This window comes from Hyunsoonleella aestuarii, from assembly GCF_006148925.1.
In the GTDB taxonomy this organism is placed as follows: Bacteria; Bacteroidota; Bacteroidia; order Flavobacteriales; family Flavobacteriaceae; genus Algibacter_D; species Algibacter_D aestuarii.
The window spans coordinates 164680-183789 of sequence record NZ_VAWB01000002.1 but is presented as its reverse complement, the minus strand read 5'-3'; the positions used below and the strand labels follow the sequence as shown (position 1 = coordinate 183789).

Sequence of the window (19110 nt, the reverse complement as noted above, 5' to 3'; positions counted from 1 at the left end):
AACTTATGTCATACTAAACGGAGTGAAAAATCTACTTTTAACTAATTTTTTTTGAAACGCCTTAAGCCATTCTACATACAAAATCGATTTTTTTACATCTGTATAGGCTTGATGCTTATGTTTATTCTTGGTTTCGTTTTCCCAAGATGGTTTAACATTGCTAAGTTATTTTTGTTGATTTTCCTAGCGCTTAACGTTTTAGACACCTTAATTCTTTTCTATACCTATAAAGGCATTAATGGTGTAAGAAGACTTCCTGAGAAACTTTCTAATGGTGATGAAAATCCTGTTGGGCTAAAAATTGAAAATTTTTACACGTTCCCAATTTATGTTGTAATTATTGATGAAATACCAGAACAGTTTCAAGCAAGAAATTTTAAGATTGAAAGAAAGCTTGCTCCTTTAAGTAGTACAGAGTTACAATACAAAATCAGACCAACAGAGCGCGGTGAATATCATTTTGGAAAGCTGAATATTTATATTTCTTCCATTTTTGGTCTAATATCAAGACGCTTTAGTTTTAATGACGACACCGTCATTCCTACCTACCCTAGTTTTATGCAATTACGCAAGTACGATTTACTCGCCATTAGTAATAACCTACAACAATATGGTATTAAAAAAGTACGTCGGTTAGGACATACTATGGAATTTGAACAGATAAAAGATTATGTTTTAGGTGATGATCTACGGACCATTAATTGGAAAGCAACTGCAAAGAAAAACCAATTAATGGTTAATCAATTTCAAGATGAAAAATCACAGCCTGTTTACTCAGTAATTGACAAAGGACGTGTTATGAGAATGCCTTTCGAAGGTTTATCACTTCTTGATTACGCCATCAACGCTTCACTTGTCATTTCAAATGTTGCCTTAAAGAAACAAGATAAAGCAGGTGTTTTTTCTTTTTCTAAAAAAGTAGAAAATCGAGTGGTCGCAGAACGTCGAACATCACAAATGAACTTAATTCTAGAAAATTTATACAATCTCAAAACAAATTTTTATGAAAGCGATTTTGGCAGGCTTTATTCAGATATAAAAAGAAATATTAAACATCGTAGTTTAGTACTTCTTTATACGAATTTTGAAACTTTAGATGGTTTACACAGGCAAATCCCTTACTTAAAAGGTATTGCCAATAGCCATTTACTGGTTGTCATTTTCTTTAAAAACACCGAACTCAATAGCTTAATAACCGAAAAAGCAGAAACTGTTCAACAAGCTTACGATAAAGTAATTGCCGAAAAATTCGCCTTCGAAAAACGACTTATTGTGAATGAATTAAAAAAATATGGAATACAATCAATCCTAACATCTCCAGAAGATTTAACCATTGACACCATCAATAAATACTTAGAAATAAAAGCACGGGGACTGCTATAAAAAAGACCCTTAAGCATTACCTAAGGGTCTTAATCACTATTAACCAACTAAACTAATTCGACTTGTTTAGACAAGTCATCAAACAAACTATTCTTTTCTAAATACAAATTTAATTTATAATTAATTACAATGTCGATAAGTTTTATCGATTGTTTTTATATTTTTATAATCTAAACTTATTAAAATGACAATTACCCAATTATACTACGTTTTAGCTGTTGCCGAAAATCAAAATTTTACCAAAGCAGCAGAAAAATGTTTTGTTACTCAACCTACATTGAGTATGCAAATTCAAAAGCTAGAAGATCAGTTAGATGTTCAGATTTTTGACCGAAGTAAAAAACCAATAGAATTAACTGATGTTGGAAGAAAAATTGTAACTCAGGCACGAAATATTGTAAATGAATCTTATCGAATACAAGATATCGTAGATCAACAAAAAGGGTTTATTGGAGGTGAATTTAAACTTGGAATAATTCCAACAGTTATGCCAACCTTATTACCTATGTTTCTTAAGACTTTTATAAAAAAACACCCCAAAGTAAAACTTAAAATAGAGGAATTAGCAACTGAAGAAATAATAACCAGACTAAAAGATGGCCATTTAGATGCGGCCATAGCAGCAACTCCTTTGGAAGAAGAAGTAATAAAAGAGCGTGTACTTTACTTCGAACCTTTTGTTTGTTATATTCCTAAAGGGCATCGATTGTATACGAATAGCAAAATTGATGTTGCTGATTTAGATATTAACGACATGCTACTTCTTGAAGATGGACATTGCTTTAGAGATGGGGTTATAAATTTATGCAAGGTCTTTAAAAATAATCCTGATGATAAATTTCAATTGGAGAGCGGAAGTATAGAAACCCTGGTTAAATTATCTAACGAAGGTTTAGGTATGACCCTTCTACCCTACTTACATACGCTCGATATAAATGACAAAGAAAAAGAAAATCTTCACTTTTTTAATGAACCAACTCCTGCCAGAGAAGTAAGTATTATTTATCATAAAAGTGAATTAAAAATGCAAATCATAGAAGCATTACAAGATGTAATCTCTGGCATTATTAGAGGTGCTATTGCATTTCAAAATGTAAAAATTATTAGTCCACTTCCTAAATAAAATGGAGTCAATTAAAAAAGCGACCCGTGGGTCGCTTTTTTTTATGGTTTTAAATAAATTAAACATTGATTTAGTTCTGGGTTTTGCTGAACAAGAGATTGAATAAACACTTTTAGTTCTTCAATTTCATAAGGCAACAATCGTGTTAGTGCCTTTTGTACTTCTTTGCAAAACAACGTAACATCAAAACTAACTTTATTAAGTACCGTTTTGGTATACTCTAACATTGCTCTTGCCATAATTAATATTTAGGAATTTGGTTTGAAAAAGTAATGGTTTTAATAGGCAGCAAATTTAAATATTTAACTCCTAAATTTAATAAAAAATTACTTTATAATTAAAACTTTATTGAAATTTAACAATTTAAAATCTGTTATCGCCATCCAACAAATCTCCTAAGCCTCCTAAAATACTGCCTTCGCCTTTATCCTTTCCTCCTCCTCGAGGAGCAGATGCCAATACCCGACCTGCCAATCTACTAAATGGTAATGATTGAACATAAACTGTACCTGGCCCTTGTAGTTTAGCAAAAAATAAGCCTTCACCACCAAAAACGGTATTTTTTATGCCTCCAACAAATTCAATATCGTAGTCTACAGATTGGTCAAATCCAACAATACAACCTGTATCTACTCGCAAAGTTTCTCCTGCTAACAATTCTTTTTTTGCCATTGTTCCTCCCGCATGCACAAATGCCATGCCATCTCCTTCCAATTTTTGCATAATAAAACCTTCGCCACCAAAAAGACCTCGTCCTAATTTTTTTGAAAATTCTATACCGACACTTACGCCTTTTGCAGCACATAAAAAAGCATCTTTTTGGCAAATAAATTTTCCTCCAAACTGAGTCAAATCGATTGGAATTATTTTACCGGGATATGGTGATGCAAATGATACATTGCGTTTTCCAACGACATTGTTATAAAAAGCAGTCATAAAAAGGCTCTCCCCAGTTAAAATACGCTTTCCAGCTCCTAGTATTTTACCAAGAAACCCCGAGTCCTTCTGCGAACCATCTCCAAATATAGTCTCCATTTTAATCCCGTCATCCATCATCATAAAACTTCCTGCTTCTGCCACAACTCCTTCCTGTGGATCCAATTCAATTTCTACATACTGCATTTCTTCACCGTAGATTCTATAATCAATTTCGTGTGCTGTCATTTTTTAATATTTTTTAATTCGTTTATATGTTGATTTCTTTTATTATTTGTTACATAAAACAAACTTAACTTTTTAATTTAATAGTCCATTCAAAATTAAAAGTAGAAACCTCAACATCATCAGAATTAGTCCCTATGGCTTGCATCCAAAACGTTTGCCCCTCTTTTGTCTTAATAGTATTTTCTATAGCTTTGTCGATAATTGCTCCGTCTTTGCAAATAAATTTAATTCTGCCAGTAGCCTTTTTTGTAAACGTACTATTATTGCTTGCTACCAACATAGAAATTTTCTCATTGCATTGATTAATTTTGTTCATCACTAAAGCCCCGGTAGACAATTCGGCAGCCATACCTTGCACAACCCAATACATGGACTTAAAAGGATTTTGATTAATCCATCGGTGTTTTACAGATACAACACACCTATTATCATCAAGATATTTTGCCCTTACACCACAAAGATATGCTGAAGGCAGTTTGAATATATTAAATACATTTATTTTCATAGGGGTCATATCCATTGTTTACATATTTTTTTCTAAAATATTGAAAATGTTTGATTTTAAATAATGTTAAATTTTTGTTAAATTTTAGTACTATGCGTAACATAATACCTTTTTTTAGACATATATTTGCATAAGAAACTATTATATGTTTTTAATCAATCATAAAAATCATGTTAGATAATCATCAAAAAAACATCGCAACCTTTATTCATTTATCTACCTTTAGTAGATTTATTATTCCATTTGGGAATTTTATTGGACCCATTATTTTATGGACTGCAAACAAAGAAAAATCAGAATTCATAGATAGTCATGGAAAACAAGCTATTAATTTTCAAATAAGCATTTTTCTTTATGCCATTATTTTAGGAACACTTACTATTCCTTTTTTCATCTTTAAAATATTTAATGGAATCGATTTTATAGATTTCAACAGCTTTAACGATTTTCATATTAATATTGGCAAACCATCTCCCCTACTTTATATAGGAGGTGGATTGGGTGTTTTAGCCGTTATAGGATTTATTATTGAACTAGCTCTTATTGTAGTTGCTAGTTTAAAGGCAAGAGATGGCCAATTATATAAATATCCTTTTACAATCAATTTTCTAAAATAAATTTCATCAATAATCAATCATCAAATCAATCAAAAAATGAACAGTTTCACAATATTAAAACGCTTTAGAATATGAAGATAGAAAACACAAAAGCACAAATGCGTAAAGGTGTTCTAGAATTTTGCATACTATCAGTCTTAAAAGATAATGATGCCTATGTAGCAGAAATTTTAGATACACTTAAAGACGCTAAGTTGCTGGTAGTAGAAGGAACAATATATCCTTTACTAACACGACTTAAAAATGCAGGACTTTTAAATTACAGATGGGAAGAATCTACATCTGGACCTCCAAGAAAGTATTATGGTTTAACCGAAACGGGTAAACTGTTTTTAAAAGAATTAAACACTACTTGGAGTGAATTACACAATGCAGTAACAATAGTAACAAGCCAAAAAACATCAAAATAATGAATAAAACAGTCAACATAAATTTAGCAGGTATATTTTTTCACATAGATGAAGATGCGTACTTAAAATTACAGCGCTATCTTGAGGCTATAAAACGTTCATTTACAGACTCTCAAGGTCGTTCTGAAATTATAGCCGATATCGAAGCGCGTATTGCAGAACTTTTTAACGAACGCGTAGAAAATGACAAACAAGTTATAAGAATAAAAGAAGTAGACGAAGTTATTTCTATCATGGGACAACCAGAAGATTACTTGGTTGATGATGAAATCTTTGAAGATGAACCAAAAACATCTTATAAGGCAAAATCTTCTCCTTCTCGAAAGTTATTTAGAGACACAGACAACTCTTATATTGGAGGTGTGTCATCTGGTTTAGCTCACTATTTTGGTATTGATACCATTTGGGTGCGTCTAGCATGGATTCTTTTAATATTCGGAGCTGGCACAGGTATTCTACTATATATTTTGCTTTGGGTTTTAGTACCTGAAGCAAAAACTACTGCCGAAAAGATAATGATGACAGGAGAGCCAGTAAACATTAGCAACATAGAAAAAAAAATTAGAGACGGTTTCGACAGTGTTACCGATGTTGCAAAAAATGTAGGTGATTCGGTTGGTGCTGCAGCAAAGAATGTATCGGACTCGGTATCTAATGCTGCAAAGAATGTCGATTTAAAAAAACCAGCTAATTCTATAAAGTCATCATCAAAAACGTTTTTCGATACACTTGGAGATGTCATTATGTTTTTCTTCAAGGTATTTGCGAAATTTATTGGTGTTTTACTTATGATTATTGGAGCATCAACACTTATTGCTCTAATTATAGCCTTATTTTCCATAGGTGTAGCAGACATAATACATATCCCAGGTCTTGACATGGTAGACATTGTAAATGCTGGAAACACACCTGTATGGCTAGTATCGTTATTGACATTTTTTGCTGTAGGGATTCCATTCTTTTTCTTATTCTATTTAGGATTAAAAATTCTAATAAATAATTTAAAGTCCATTGGTAATATTGCAAAGTTTACACTTTTAGGAGTTTGGTTAATCTCTATTATAGGTTTAGTTGTGGTTGGTGTACGTCAAGCTAGTGAACATGCTTATGATGAGTCTGTTATCGAAAAAAACGAACTAAACATTAAAGCGAACGATACCTTAAGCGTGAAAATGATGACCAATGATCTATTCGAAACATCTGGTTTTAGAAATGATGATTCTTTTAGAATTTCCCGCAATGAAAATGGCGAAAAAACAATTTATTCATCAGATATTAGAATTATAGTTCGATCTACTTCCGATTCTATTGGGAAATTGGTGATAGATAAAAATGCCGACGGTAGAAGCTATGAAGCGGCAATTGAACGAGCGAAAAACATTAATTATAATTATGTGATTAGCGATAATGAAATTCTGTTAGATTCATACTTAAATACAGATCCTAAAAATAAATTTAGTGATCAAGAAGTTGTAGCCTTTTTATATTTACCCGAAGGAACAATTGTCAATTTTAGCAATAACACTAGATCATATTTACATTATAGAAGATATAATAATACGATAGTAACCTCTAAAGATGTTAACCAGTATTTAAAAATTTTAGATGAAGATATTGAATGCTTAGATTGCCCAATAGAAGAGGAATTTGAGGTTGATGTCGATATTAAACATGAAGACGGTAGCCTAAAAATTAATGATAAAGGCTTAGAAGTAAAAATTGATAGCTCTAGTTTAAGAATAGATAAAAATGGAATAAATGGTTCTTCCGAAAATTTGAATCTAAAGGTTAGCGAAGAAGGTGTAACTATTAAATCTGAAGACAATTAACAGTTCATCACAAAGAATCAACATTTCAGGTATTTATGGTTTTATTCAATTGTAATCCTGTAGATATTTGAATAACATATTTAAAATCATCAAAAAACGAGTAATTATGACAACCTTAACAAAAATTATAGTAACCACATTATTGAGCCTAACTTTATTCTCTTGCAATTTCGATATGAATTTCAATTCTGGAGTTCGTGGTAACGGAAATGTAGAAACAGAAGAAAGAAATATTAATGAAGCATTTACTGCTATTCATGCTGCCCAAGGTTTAGACGTTTATTTAACTCAAAGCAATGAAGAAAGTATTGCCGTTGAAGCAGACGAAAATTTGCATTCTCTTATTTTAACAGATATTGAAGATGGCGTTTTAAAAATTCACACCAAAGAAAATATTGGTAAAGCCTCTGCCAAGAAAGTTTTAGTAAGTTTTAAAGATATTTCTAAAATCGTTTCTACAAGTGGTAGCGATGTACATTCTACTAATACAATATCAGCTGAAAAATTAGTATTAAAATCAACTAGTGGCAGCGATATGAATTTAGAACTTAACATTACGGAGTTAGAATGTAAATCCACTAGCGGAAGCGATATGCGTTTATCTGGCCAAACCAAAAAATTAATTGCAGAAGCTACAAGTGGTAGTGATATTAAAGCCGGAAATTTAATAGCAGAATCTAGTCAAGTAAAAGCAACTAGCGGGGCAGATATAACTTTAAACACATCTAAAGAATTAACTGCTAAAGCTTCGAGCGGTGGCGATATAAAGTATTATGGTAACCCAGAAAAGGTAGATAAATCTGGCGGTGTTTCTGGTAGTGTCAAAAAAAAATAACCAACGATTCTATAACCAACTAGTTTTAAGCCATTTCAAACTTTATAATAAGTTTGGAGTGGTTTTTGTTTTATATTTGTTCTAATTAACACTGTTATGATGAATATAAAATTAATTGCTACGTCTTTTATTTGCTTATGTTTTTGTGCAATGGGAATAGCTCAAAAATCTGAAAAAATTAAAGGCAGTAGAAACGTTACTACAAAGCAAACTGAAATTGGTGCTTTCCATACTATTGCTTTAGATGAAGATTTTGAAGTTGAAATTATTTATAATAAAACACCTTCTATCGAAATTGAAACAGACGATAATTTACATGAGGTCATAAAGTTTGAAGTGAAAGATAGTGTATTAACTTTCGATAAAACTATGAGAATCATTTCTAAAAAACGCTTAAATATTAGAGTCTCATATAACAATATATTCAGGCATATTAAAACAACGGATAATGCCGAAATAAACTCTCTCACTACTGTCGATATTAAAAATGGAACTTTAAATACTCAAGGTTCATCGAATGTAGCTTTAACAATTACTACTAATAATTTTAATTTTGAAGCAAGTGAAAAATCAAAAGTTAAGTTAAACCTAACCGCTAATGATTGCACGGTCAATATGTTTGGAATTTCGAAATTAGAAGCATTAATTAATGCGCCAGAATTCAAAGCCACAATGTTTCAACGTGCAGATGCCAATATTGAAGGTGTTAGTAAAACTGCCAATATTGATTTGGATAATAACGCGCGTTTTAACGGTAAAAACTTTACCATTAATGATTGCACAGTTGTTTGTGAAATAAATAGTGATGCTTATCTAGAAGTACTTGATAATATTACTATTGATGCTGCAGGATCTAGTTCAATATATCTATATGAAAATCCTAAAATTTTAATTAACAGATTAACAGATACTTCTAAACTTCAAAAGAAAGTAAAGTAGTCATTATTTTAGATTACGGATTTTTTGAATCCTTACAATTTCTAGTTGCACATAAAGCTTTTGTTAAGGAAGTAACCTTTTTACAAAAACTAAAAATTATATTTTGTCGGGATGACAGGATTTGAACCTGCGACCACACGGCCCCCAGCCGTGTACGCTAACCGGACTGCGCCACATCCCGATTTAAAACAGTTTTCAAAGAAAACATAATTTTAAATAATTACAAAACTTAAAAAGCCAAAGCGTTTTACTTCGGTTTTTCAATATATTTAACTATTACTTAATTATACGTAGAGGTCGAAACTTCAAAAGTAGAATCTTTTGTAGCCAAATAGCGCTCTGCATCTAAAGCTGCCATACAACCAGTTCCAGCTGCTGTTACAGCTTGTCGGTAAACATGGTCTGCCGCATCTCCAGAAACAAACACCCCTTCAACATTAGTTTTAGAAGTACCTGGAACATTAATTATATAACCTGTTTCATCTAAATTTAAATAGTCTTTAAAAATATCAGTATTAGGTTTATGCCCTATAGCGACAAAAAATCCAGTTGCTGGAATCTCGTGTTTTTCATTTGATTTATTATTGAATACGCGAACACCTGTTACCACCTGTCCATCACCTAGCACTTCATCCGTTTCTGTATTAAATAAAATCTCTATATTTTCAGTATTCTTTACACGAGCTTCCATAATTTTAGACGCTCTAAACTCATCTCTACGCACAAGCATCGTAACTTTCTTGCAAAGCTTTGATAAGTAATGTGCTTCCTCACAAGCAGAATCTCCAGCACCCACTATAACAACTTCTTGATTTCTATAGAAGAACCCATCACAAACTGCACAAGCAGAAACACCGCCTCCTAATTTCAAATATTTTTGTTCAGAGTCTAACCCCAAATATTTTGCCGACGCTCCTGTTGAAATTATGATAGTATCGGCATGAATTTCTTTAACATCATTAACCCATACCTTATGAATATCTCCAGAAAAATCAACTTTAGTTATCCATCCGTCGCGCACATCAGTCTCAAACCTTTGGGCTTGAGCTTGCAACTGTATCATCATTTCTGGTCCAGTTACGCCATCTGGGTAACCCGGAAAATTCTCAACTTCATTAGTTGTGGTTAATTGACCTCCTGGTTGTGCTCCTTGGTATAAAACAGGTTTCATATTCGCTCTTGCTGCATAAATCGCCGCCGTATAACCCGCGGGTCCAGAACCAATAATCAAGCATTTAACTTTTTCTATATTTTCAGACATTTTATATGAATTTTATCTTAACAAAAGTAGAATTTTTGAACGAATCCTTACAGTTAAGTTATTAACAGTTCTTATATCGTAATAACTTCATTTTATAGATATGTGCATGTTTTTTTGTAACTTGTAATACACATTTATTAATCCTTCAATTTTAGTATTATGAAAAACACATTCTTACTTATCTGTATCGCTTTATTTTTTTCATGTAAAGACAATCCGAAAAATGAATTAAAGGAGGGTGTCGCTTCGGACAATACTGAAATAAAAGAAAATACACTAGAAGGCGCATGGAAACTCGTTAGCTATTTAAATTATGGTGAAGATGGAACCGTGGACACCATTCTTTCATCCGAAACAAACAAACAAATTAAAATGTATTCAGGTACGAAGGTTATGTGGAGTAGAACACGTATTTCTGACTCAATTGATTGGTTTGCTTATGGCGATTACACGGTTAAAGAAGGTCAGCTTATTGAAATATTAGATTATGGATCTAAATCAATGAATCAAGTAATAAAGGAGCGAACTGAATTTGTATTTAATGTTGAAATAGGAGAAAATGAATTTAGTCAAATTGAGATTGATAGTTTAGGACAACCCATTTTTGCAGAAAACTACGAGCGTCTTGAATAAAATACAACACTATTAATAAAAAAAGCCTTTCAAATGAAAGGCTTTTTTTTGAATTGGCAGGAAGCTACTTTACCCTGAAAATCCTTAATATATATTATTTGAACATTTAAAAATAAGCTTTAAGACGGCTTTTTGGCGATGTTACAAATGAACTTAAAACAAATTACTATACTATTTTGCTGATTCAAGATAAAATTTAAAAGTGTTTTACCTTAAATGTTCTAAGTATTCTTAAAAACCTTAGGAGAGAAGGTCTTATTTCGATTTTACTGCAGTTTTTTTATGCTTTGTATTTAAAGGATAGGTAAAACTCCATAAACAGAATTATTAACGGTATTCAAAAAATCTTGAAATCATATCTTCAATATTGGCTTTAAATAATTCTTATAACTGAATATAACATCGGTAAGACGTTATATCTATGAAATTAATAATTGGCGCAACTAGCAAGAACACCAACAGTAGTATAAATATTATTATGATTCGAAAAAGAGCCATGATTGAATTTTGCTTTAAAGTAACTAACAAAACTTATAATACAACGCTATTGTTCAACTTAGAAATTATACCTGATATTTATCATTTCTGATTTTTATGTAATCATGTACTTTTATTTAATTAAAAAATCAGTCATGAAAGTACTAGTTTACAGTGCCAAACCATTTGAAATACCCTATTTGGAAGCAGCGAATAACGGTAGGCATCAATTAACCTTCATAAAAAATGCACTTTCATCTGAAACAGCAATAAAAGCTATTGGTTACAAAGCCATTTCTATGTTTTCATCTGATGATGCCTCAAATAATGTTTTAGAAAAACTCAAGGATTTTGGTGTTAAATTTGTCACGCTTAGGTCAGTAGGCCACGACAACATCAACCTATTTTCAGCAAATAGTTTTGGCATTAAAGTAGCTAACGTTCCTGCTTATTCACCAAATGCCATAGCAGAACATGCTGTTGCTATTTTAATGTCATTAAATAGAAAGTTAAATCTGTCCAATGAAAGGGTTAAAAAATTCAATTTTGATTTAAATAATTTAATTGGCTTTGACTTAAATAATAAAACTGTTGGTATTTTAGGTACAGGAAAAATTGGATCGGTTATGACCAAAATCATGTTTGGTTTTGGTTGTAATTTATTGGGTTTTGATATTAATCCGAATAAATTCTTATCCATTAACTATAATTTAAAATATGTTTCTCTTGAAGAGGTATTTAAAGAATCAGACATTATTTCCATTCATTTGCCTTTAAACACAGAAACGCATCATTTAATTGATAAAAAAGCATTGGATTTAATGAAATCCAACTGTATTATAGTCAACACAGCCAGGGGTGCCGTTATTAATACGAAGGATATGATTGAGGCTTTAGAAAAAAAACATGTCTTAGGGCTAGCTATGGATGTTTATGAGCACGAAAGAGGTGTGTTTTTCAAAGATTGTTCTTTAAACATTCCTAAAGATGATTTTCTAATAAAATTGAATGCATTTCCCAACGTAATTATTACTGGCCACCAAGCATTTTTAACAGATGAAGCGCTAAACAATATAGCCGAAACAACTATATATAATTTGGATTGCTGGAATAAAAATAAATCATCTGAAAACGAGCTTCATATTAATTTGCCAAAAAGCAAAGCGTCGAATTAATTTCGCTTTTAAAGAATCTCAACATACTAATCTTTATTTAGCATACCGATAAATATCTTCTAAAACTTTAGTTTCTCCATTTTCATTTATCACCATCAAATCATACCTAATTTTAATTTTAGTATCTATCGGGGCATAATAATAAATTACCCAAGCATCAGCCTCTCTTGTACCAATACAACCATTTGAATAGGCTTTTCCGAGTGTAATAGGATTTGTTGTTGGATGTATTAATTGCCCATTTTTTACCCCATTTATTTTAGTTTCCAAAAAAGGAATTTTAGGTAATTTGGTAACTTTTTTATCATCTCGCCTTGTTACTAAATACTGATGATTGTTAACAGGATTAACATATCTTGGATTTTTAACAAAATTTACAATAATCCCTGTTCCGGTTTTTGTTCTCAAATCCTCGACTCTACCAGACATTTTCAAGTATTTTTTTTCATGCCTTCCAACTCGAATTAGAAACTCATAAAGCCTTACAGAATCTTCGTATATACGTAGCTTAAATTCTGGGATATTTACATCTATTAATGTATTTTTAAATGAATTGATAAGTTTTGAGGCCGAAATTGAATCTGGTATTTTTATAAATGAATTTTTAGGTAGTACAATTATTTCCTTTTGATTGTAAACGAAGGAATCGAGTGCTTTCATTATATAATAATCGGTATTTTGAAGTTTGTCCAAAATCCAATAATTAGTTCTAACTAAAAGATGTTCCGTTAAATTGTATGGCGTATGGAAATCGTATTTTTCTACTAAAGAATCCATAAATTCAAAATAATGTTCAACAACAATGTCACGATTTACCTTTATTGTATACGGAAGTGAATCCTGAATAAAAGTTTTGTTTTCTAAAGTGTTTAACCCTAGAATATTATCATCATCCTTGGGACAACAAAACTTAAGACCTACCAATAAAGTTATTGATATTATTAAAACTAATTTTGATAATAGTTTAATTTTATTCATTTAAAACTTGATAATCCTATTAGGTTACAATTCGTATTTTTGAATATATATTGCTAGGTTAGCAAACGTTATAAACTCTGAGGTACAAACGGAGGTAAAATCTGCAGGGTTACTAAATAAAATATGTCATTCTTCTTTATAATCTGACGGAAAGTCAACCTCGCAGTGATTTGTTACTACTTTAATTTTGGGCGCTTTATCTACAATAATCGGTAAAGACACAATTTTTTATTGTGTTATATGGTTTCAATGTGCTATTAATTTTTAATTCTCCCAATAGCACAACTTAAATACGACTTTACTTTGGTGTACAATTTGTTATCTGAGCCTATTATTGGGTATCCAATAGCAGAAAGTACATGTTTTGCCTTTTCTAAATCATGGCTTGTATCATAATCAAACGAAACTGTTTCGTTATCTAAATCTAAATCAACTCCTGAAATATGCTTAATAACCGAAAGCCTATTTATTATGGTGGCTTTACAGCCACCACATTTTAAATTTTGTATGTGTAATTGTGCTCTCATTTTTATAAAAATACCTGATATATAATAATTTCGAAATGATAATGATCAGTCTATTAGAATATTATTGATAATTTTAAGATAAGTTATAGACGTTATGATTTTGGTGTCATATAGCTTTGTTTAGGTAGTAATTAATGATATCGGCAGTAGAAACAATACCAACCAACTTATCGTTTTCAAGAATAGGGACAGCATGATAGTATTGTGTAGATAGAACTTTTGCAACATCCTCAACGCTAGCCTCAGATGTTAGATAAAATGGTTTTTGGGTCATGATGTCCTTTACTTTTAGTTTTTTATAAACTTCATGATCGTCATTCATACCTGCTCCAACAATGTTGTACATAAAATCAATTAAACTGACCATACCTACCAATCTTTCATTTTCCAAAACAGGAATGTGATGATGCCACCTTTTTTTCTCATAAATATGCTTTACATCTAAGAGGTTTTGCTCTGGAGAAACAGTAATTACATCCTTAGTCATTACGAGTTTTATTGAATTAGAATTCATAACCTTATAATTAATATTTATTCTATTAATGAACTTAAAATTAATAAATTAATGCAAGGTGTAACATGATTTAAATCATATTAAAACACCTTATTTGTTTATACATTTAGTACTAGTTTAAGTCAAATTACAGGGTTATGAAAACAAAAACAATCTTAGAGCTGCTCACATTAAGTTCTAGTATTTATTATTTAGCAAAAGACACAAAATTTCTAGATAAAATAACTGAGTTTTCAGAAAAAGGGAAAGACAATTTTAATAATATTATGTCTGAATCTCAATTAGATGAAAATGGAAATGAATTAGAATTCGCAGATAAAATAATTTTGAAAACTCATGAATTAAAGGAAGAGTTAAATGATAAAATTCAAGAACTAATTGTTAAGTTTTATAATAAAATAAATGTGGCACATTTGGATGAAATTAAATATCTAAATGAAAAAATTGAAAAATTGGACGCTACTGTTGCGCTTTTAGAAGCTAGGTTAAATAAAATCGAAGCATAAGACCATGGGAATTGTTGCAGGCATTGGGAAGAATTTTAAATCTATTTCTAGGTACAACCAGATACTTAAAGTTTTAATAAAATATGGCTTTGAAGATTTGGTTGAATATCTTGAGGAGAATAATCGATATTCCTTTTTGCGAAAATTAATCCCTAAAGCATCACGAAAAAAGGCAATCTCGTATAGTAGATGGGCAAAAATGAGATTGGTTTGTGAAGAGTTGGGACCTACGTTTGTAAAATTCGGACAAATTTTAAGCAATAGACCAGATTTGGTTCCTCTAGAGTTAACAATTGAATTAGAAAAACTACATGATAATGTGCCGCCAATGCCAAAAAGTGTTGCAAAACAAGTTGTAGAAACAGAATTAAAAGATACAGTAGAAAACTTATTTGCTTGGTATGAGCCTACACCGTTTGCATCAGCATCAATAGCGCAAGTACATCATGTAACTTTACATTCTGGTAAGCGTGTTGCTTTAAAAGTCCAACGATCTGGCATTGATGAAGTCATTTTTGAAGACATTAAGGCCATGTACAAAATTGCAGACGTTTTAGAAAGAAGAATTCCTGCTTTAAAAAGTTTTGACCCTAGAGGAATTGTTGAAAACTTTGAAGAATCAATACTAAAAGAAATTGATTTTATTAATGAATCTATTAACATTCAAAGATTTTATAATAACCTAAAAAACGACAACACTTTAGATCAATTTGCCGAGGCTCCTAAAGTATATTCAGCTTTTACAACTTCAAAAGTCTTGGCTATGGAGTTTATTTCAGGAATTAAAATCGATCAAATTGATAAGTTAAAAGCCAAAAAGTTTGATACTGAAGTTCTTGCAAGAAGACTTACTATAAGCTATTTTAAACAAATTTTTGAATATGGTTTCTTTCATGCAGATCCGCATCCAGGTAATTTATTGGTACTTCCTAATAGTCATATTTGTTATTTAGACTTTGGAATGATGGGAAGTATGTTACCGCGAGATATTTCAATTTTCGGAAAACTTTTTGTAACTATTACCAACAAGGATGTGAAAAATATAATTAAAATTTTACAACAACTATCAAACAATGCACCTATTTCAAATATGAGAGATTTGGAGTTCGATATAAATGAATTTGTTGAGAAATATTATGTGAGAGAAATCCATGAAAATGAAATGAGTACCATTTTGTTGGAGCTTAAAGATATTATCATTGCCCATGGATTGAAGGTTCCTACGTACTTTTTTCTTTTTGCAAGGTCTTTAGTAACTGTTGAAGGTGTTATTAATAAACTAGATACTAAGTTGGAACAATTCGAAATTGCAAAGCCATATCTTAGAACGAGTTTAACGAAAAAATATAACCTTATAAAAATGGGTAAGAAAGTTGCAAATTCTGTTGTTGAACTTACAGATTATATTGAAGAATTTCCATTGGATTTAAAGAATGCCATACGCAAAATAAACTCAGGCCAAATTAAAGTAGATTTGACACATGCGGGGATAGACCCTATGGTGCACACGATTCAAAGAATTACCAAGCAAATAATAACTGCTTTTTTAATGGTTGCCCTTATTATTGGTGCATCTTTATTCATAATATTTGAAATACAACCATTATGGAAAGATATTTCAATATTAGGTATTTCCAGTTTTGTCCTAGCTGTTGTTTTGGGTTTTGGAATGATGTCCAATATTAGAAAAGGCGATTATGATTATTGATTTTTATTAATCACTTTTAATAAAAAGAGGCAGTCTAAAAAGACTTCCATATTACGCTTGTCTGGTTGAACTTGTCGAAACTAACATTGATTATAAATAAGTTAAAATATATCGCGAGGTTCAACGTGACATATGAAATGATTTTTTAGACTGCATCTTTTATCATAAACACACTTGTTTAAGGCTTTGAAAATGCTTTTTTAAAATGACTGAAGGCCTCCGAGATTTCATTTTGAAAATGCTCTAGTTTGGTTTCTTCTTTTTTCTTGGCATACTTACCTCTAAATTTATCAATAAAGGAATTAAAATCTTTTTTCCCTTTTTCAAAGGATTCTTTCGCTCCGGGTTTCTCTTTATTAAATTTTTGTTCTAAAATTTCTAACTGAATTTTAAATTGTTCAATTTCAATAAGTGTTAATGCGTACATTCTATTTAAAGTGTCATTGGTTTTAATCCTCACTTCAATATCATGTATTATTGAAAGCAATTGCTTTTTTTGCTTTTTAAATATTTCTTTGGTCTCTGCTTTACCCAAAGCCAATTGAACGCGTAGTTCATCAAATTTGGTATGAAGTTCTTCAATTTTTTCCTTTACACCTTTAATTTTGAATTCGCTATCATGAATGAATTGATTAAATTTCTTTTTAACCTCTTCATACTTATCTTGTGCTTCTGCTTTTCCTAAGGCAGCTTTCACTTGAAATTCCTCGAGATCAGTAGCCGATTTTCTTAGTGCTTCAATAACTTTATCTACAAAATGAATATCCTTGTTTTTCATGGCTATTAGATTTTAATTGTTATTAAATATCTAAACAAAACTGATTTTAGACAATGATAATCATCAGTTTTTAGTAATATCGTTAAAAAGCGTCTTTCATCTATAACACCATTTGTAACTATATGATTTTAGTCATTTTATATGAAACAATGTTATTATAACTTTAAATATTAGAATACGTGTTTTTATGTTAAAATTAATCCAAATAAAATCGTTCTTTATAGAAATTGGTGAACTCACCTACTTTGGCAAAAGGTTTTTTAAAGAACTTTTTAATAAACCTTTAGAGCTTAAAGAGTTATTAAGACAGTGCTATAACATAGGTAATAAATCTTTATTACTTGTAGGAGTTACTGGATTCATAATAGGTTTAGTAATAACTTTGCAAACTCGACCAACATTAGAAGAATTTGGAGCTGAATCTTGGATGCCTTCTATGGTTAGTATTTCTATCGTTAGAGAGATTGGACCAGTAATAATAGCTTTAACTTGTGCAGGACGAATTGCCTCTGGAATAGGAGCTGAATTAGGTTCCATGCGAGTAACAGAGCAAATTGACGCCATGGAAGTTTCTGGTACTAATCCTTTTAAATATTTAGTGGTTACACGAATTTTAGCGGCAACTCTTATGCTTCCTATATTAGTAATTCTCGGCGATGCCATAGCTCTTTATGGTTCTTATATTATTGAAAACATAAAGGGAGAGGTATCTTTTCAATTATACTTTAACAAAGTGTTCAATGCGTTAGAGTTTGGAGACATTATTCCTGCTACTATTAAAACCTATTTCTTTGGATTTGCAATAGGTTTAGTGGGATGTTTTAAAGGCTATTATTGCGATAAGGGAACTGTTGGTGTAGGGTTAGCAGCAAACTCTGCCGTGGTGTTTTCATCTATGCTGTTATTTATAATTGACTTTATTGCTGTATTTGTTACCGATATATTTTTTGAAATTTAAATGATGAATCTAAATCAAAACATACTAGAAAAAACAGAAAAAGTAGCCTCTAAAAAGTTGATGCTGGAAATTAAAGATTTAAAAAAGTCCTTTGGCAATAATTATGTTTTAAACGGATTTAATTTAGAGCTTTATGAAGGTGAAAATTTAGTTATAATGGGTAAATCGGGATCGGGTAAATCGGTTATGATTAAATGCTTAGTCGGTTTAATGGAACCTGATTCTGGCAGCATTAAAGTAATGGGTAAGGATATTACGATTCTTAACCGTATGGATTTAGATGAGTTGCGTACCGAAATTGGTTTTCTGTTTCAAGGAAGTGCTTTGTATGATTCTATGACTGTAAAAGAAAATTTAGAATTCCCATTGCGTCGGCACAAACATAAATTTGGGCATATTACCGATACGACACAATTAGTTATTGAAGCTTTACAAAGTGTTGGTTTGGCTGATACTATAGATTTAATGCCTGCAGAATTATCTGGTGGTATGCAAAGGCGCGTAGCACTTGCCAGAACATTAATACTTAAACCAAGAATAATTTTATATGATGAGCCAACAAGTGGATTAGATCCTATTACAGCAAAAGAAATCATAGAGCTCATGAGACATATTCAAGGCCAATATAAAACCTCATCTCTAATAATAACACATGATGTCGATTGCGCGCGTGTTGTATCTGAGAGAATGATTTTGTTGATAGATGGTGTTAATTATGCTGAAGGGACTTTTGCAGAATTAAAAGCATCGAAAGATGAAAAGATAAAAGCCTTTTTTAAATAAAAATTTA

General features: G+C 31.0%; 21 protein-coding genes and 1 tRNA gene. 13 read left to right on the top strand and 9 right to left on the bottom strand.

What is annotated here, in order from left to right; genetic code table 11:
* Nucleotides 1-51 precede the first annotated feature (51 nt).
* Nucleotides 52-1383 carry a DUF58 domain-containing protein gene (locus tag FEF17_RS10530; protein WP_246046837.1) on the top strand — a complete coding sequence of 444 codons (1332 nt, stop codon included), beginning with the start codon at nucleotides 52-54 and terminating at the stop codon, nucleotides 1381-1383.
* 184 nt (nucleotides 1384-1567) lie between these two features.
* A complete protein-coding gene (locus tag FEF17_RS10525; protein WP_139002359.1) occupies nucleotides 1568-2506 on the top strand; it encodes a LysR substrate-binding domain-containing protein in 939 nt (312 codons plus the stop codon).
* Nucleotides 2507-2547: 41 nt separating this feature from the next.
* Here FEF17_RS10525 and FEF17_RS10520 read toward each other — a convergent pair whose 3' ends face one another.
* The 3 genes from FEF17_RS10520 to FEF17_RS10510 form a co-directional block, all read right to left on the bottom strand.
* A complete protein-coding gene (locus FEF17_RS10520) occupies nucleotides 2548-2745 on the bottom strand; it encodes a hypothetical protein (RefSeq protein WP_139002358.1) in 198 nt (65 codons plus the stop codon).
* Between the two features lie 124 nt (nucleotides 2746-2869).
* Complete coding sequence (locus FEF17_RS10515) at nucleotides 2870-3670, bottom strand: TIGR00266 family protein (protein WP_139002357.1); 801 nt, start codon at nucleotides 3668-3670, stop codon at nucleotides 2870-2872.
* A 64-nt stretch (nucleotides 3671-3734) separates the two neighbouring features.
* Nucleotides 3735-4190 (bottom strand): DUF4442 domain-containing protein, encoded by a 456-nt coding sequence (locus FEF17_RS10510; protein WP_139002356.1) that lies wholly within the window; start codon nucleotides 4188-4190, stop codon nucleotides 3735-3737.
* A 155-nt stretch (nucleotides 4191-4345) separates the two neighbouring features.
* On the opposite strand from FEF17_RS10510, the gene FEF17_RS10505 reads away from it, so the two are divergent.
* The 5 genes from FEF17_RS10505 to FEF17_RS10485 all read left to right on the top strand — a co-directional run bounded on the left by FEF17_RS10505 (nucleotide 4346) and on the right by FEF17_RS10485 (nucleotide 8805).
* The gene (locus tag FEF17_RS10505; RefSeq protein WP_139002355.1) at nucleotides 4346-4792 is read left to right on the top strand and encodes a DUF4870 domain-containing protein; all 447 of its coding nucleotides are present in this window, start codon (nucleotides 4346-4348) and stop codon (nucleotides 4790-4792) included.
* Nucleotides 4793-4863: 71 nt separating this feature from the next.
* Nucleotides 4864-5202 (top strand): PadR family transcriptional regulator, encoded by a 339-nt coding sequence (locus FEF17_RS10500; RefSeq protein WP_139002354.1) that lies wholly within the window; start codon nucleotides 4864-4866, stop codon nucleotides 5200-5202.
* On the top strand, nucleotides 5202-7031 hold the full coding sequence (locus FEF17_RS10495) for a PspC domain-containing protein (RefSeq protein WP_139002353.1): 1830 nt from the start codon (nucleotides 5202-5204) through the stop codon (nucleotides 7029-7031). The genes FEF17_RS10500 and FEF17_RS10495 overlap by 1 nt, the downstream gene beginning before the upstream one ends.
* 106 nt (nucleotides 7032-7137) lie before the next feature.
* The gene (locus FEF17_RS10490; protein WP_139002352.1) at nucleotides 7138-7866 is read left to right on the top strand and encodes a head GIN domain-containing protein; all 729 of its coding nucleotides are present in this window, start codon (nucleotides 7138-7140) and stop codon (nucleotides 7864-7866) included.
* A gap of 96 nt (nucleotides 7867-7962) precedes the next feature.
* Nucleotides 7963-8805, top strand: a complete 843-nt coding sequence (locus FEF17_RS10485) for a GIN domain-containing protein (RefSeq protein ID WP_246046836.1) — start codon at nucleotides 7963-7965, stop codon at nucleotides 8803-8805.
* A gap of 106 nt (nucleotides 8806-8911) precedes the next feature.
* On the opposite strand, the gene FEF17_RS10480 is transcribed toward FEF17_RS10485, so the two are convergent.
* A tRNA-Pro gene (locus tag FEF17_RS10480) sits at nucleotides 8912-8986 on the bottom strand.
* A gap of 99 nt (nucleotides 8987-9085) precedes the next feature.
* The gene (trxB, locus tag FEF17_RS10475) at nucleotides 9086-10066 is read right to left on the bottom strand and encodes a thioredoxin-disulfide reductase (protein WP_139002351.1); all 981 of its coding nucleotides are present in this window, start codon (nucleotides 10064-10066) and stop codon (nucleotides 9086-9088) included.
* 159 nt (nucleotides 10067-10225) lie between these two features.
* Between trxB and FEF17_RS10470 the strand changes: the two genes are divergently transcribed.
* Together FEF17_RS10470 and FEF17_RS10465 are read left to right on the top strand one after the other, a co-directional pair.
* Nucleotides 10226-10699, top strand: a complete 474-nt coding sequence (locus FEF17_RS10470) for a hypothetical protein (protein ID WP_139002350.1) — start codon at nucleotides 10226-10228, stop codon at nucleotides 10697-10699.
* Between the two features lie 632 nt (nucleotides 10700-11331).
* Nucleotides 11332-12351 (top strand): 2-hydroxyacid dehydrogenase, encoded by a 1020-nt coding sequence (locus FEF17_RS10465; protein WP_139002349.1) that lies wholly within the window; start codon nucleotides 11332-11334, stop codon nucleotides 12349-12351.
* A 33-nt stretch (nucleotides 12352-12384) separates the two neighbouring features.
* On the opposite strand, the gene FEF17_RS10460 is transcribed toward FEF17_RS10465, so the two are convergent.
* The 3 genes from FEF17_RS10460 to FEF17_RS10445 form a co-directional block, all read right to left on the bottom strand.
* Nucleotides 12385-13329, bottom strand: a complete 945-nt coding sequence (locus FEF17_RS10460) for a L,D-transpeptidase (RefSeq protein ID WP_139002348.1) — start codon at nucleotides 13327-13329, stop codon at nucleotides 12385-12387.
* 257 nt (nucleotides 13330-13586) lie between these two features.
* A complete protein-coding gene (locus FEF17_RS10450; protein ID WP_139002347.1) occupies nucleotides 13587-13856 on the bottom strand; it encodes a heavy-metal-associated domain-containing protein in 270 nt (89 codons plus the stop codon).
* Between the two features lie 106 nt (nucleotides 13857-13962).
* A complete protein-coding gene (locus FEF17_RS10445; protein ID WP_139002346.1) occupies nucleotides 13963-14370 on the bottom strand; it encodes a CBS domain-containing protein in 408 nt (135 codons plus the stop codon).
* 137 nt (nucleotides 14371-14507) lie between these two features.
* Between FEF17_RS10445 and FEF17_RS10440 the strand changes: the two genes are divergently transcribed.
* Both FEF17_RS10440 and FEF17_RS10435 read left to right on the top strand, forming a co-directional pair.
* On the top strand, nucleotides 14508-14876 hold the full coding sequence (locus FEF17_RS10440; protein ID WP_139002345.1) for a hypothetical protein: 369 nt from the start codon (nucleotides 14508-14510) through the stop codon (nucleotides 14874-14876).
* A 4-nt stretch (nucleotides 14877-14880) separates the two neighbouring features.
* Entirely contained in the window at nucleotides 14881-16584 is a 1704-nt protein-coding gene (locus FEF17_RS10435) for an ABC1 kinase family protein (protein WP_139002344.1), read from the top strand.
* Nucleotides 16585-16762: 178 nt separating this feature from the next.
* On the opposite strand, the gene FEF17_RS10430 is transcribed toward FEF17_RS10435, so the two are convergent.
* Complete coding sequence (locus FEF17_RS10430) at nucleotides 16763-17362, bottom strand: hypothetical protein (RefSeq protein WP_139002343.1); 600 nt, start codon at nucleotides 17360-17362, stop codon at nucleotides 16763-16765.
* 187 nt (nucleotides 17363-17549) lie between these two features.
* On the opposite strand from FEF17_RS10430, the gene FEF17_RS10425 reads away from it, so the two are divergent.
* Nucleotides 17550-18320: an MlaE family ABC transporter permease gene (locus FEF17_RS10425; RefSeq protein ID WP_139002342.1), complete on the top strand. Its 771-nt coding sequence runs from the start codon at nucleotides 17550-17552 to the stop codon at nucleotides 18318-18320.
* A 3-nt stretch (nucleotides 18321-18323) separates the two neighbouring features.
* A complete protein-coding gene (locus FEF17_RS10420; protein ID WP_139002708.1) occupies nucleotides 18324-19103 on the top strand; it encodes an ABC transporter ATP-binding protein in 780 nt (259 codons plus the stop codon).
* Nucleotides 19104-19110: the final 7 nt, after the last annotated feature.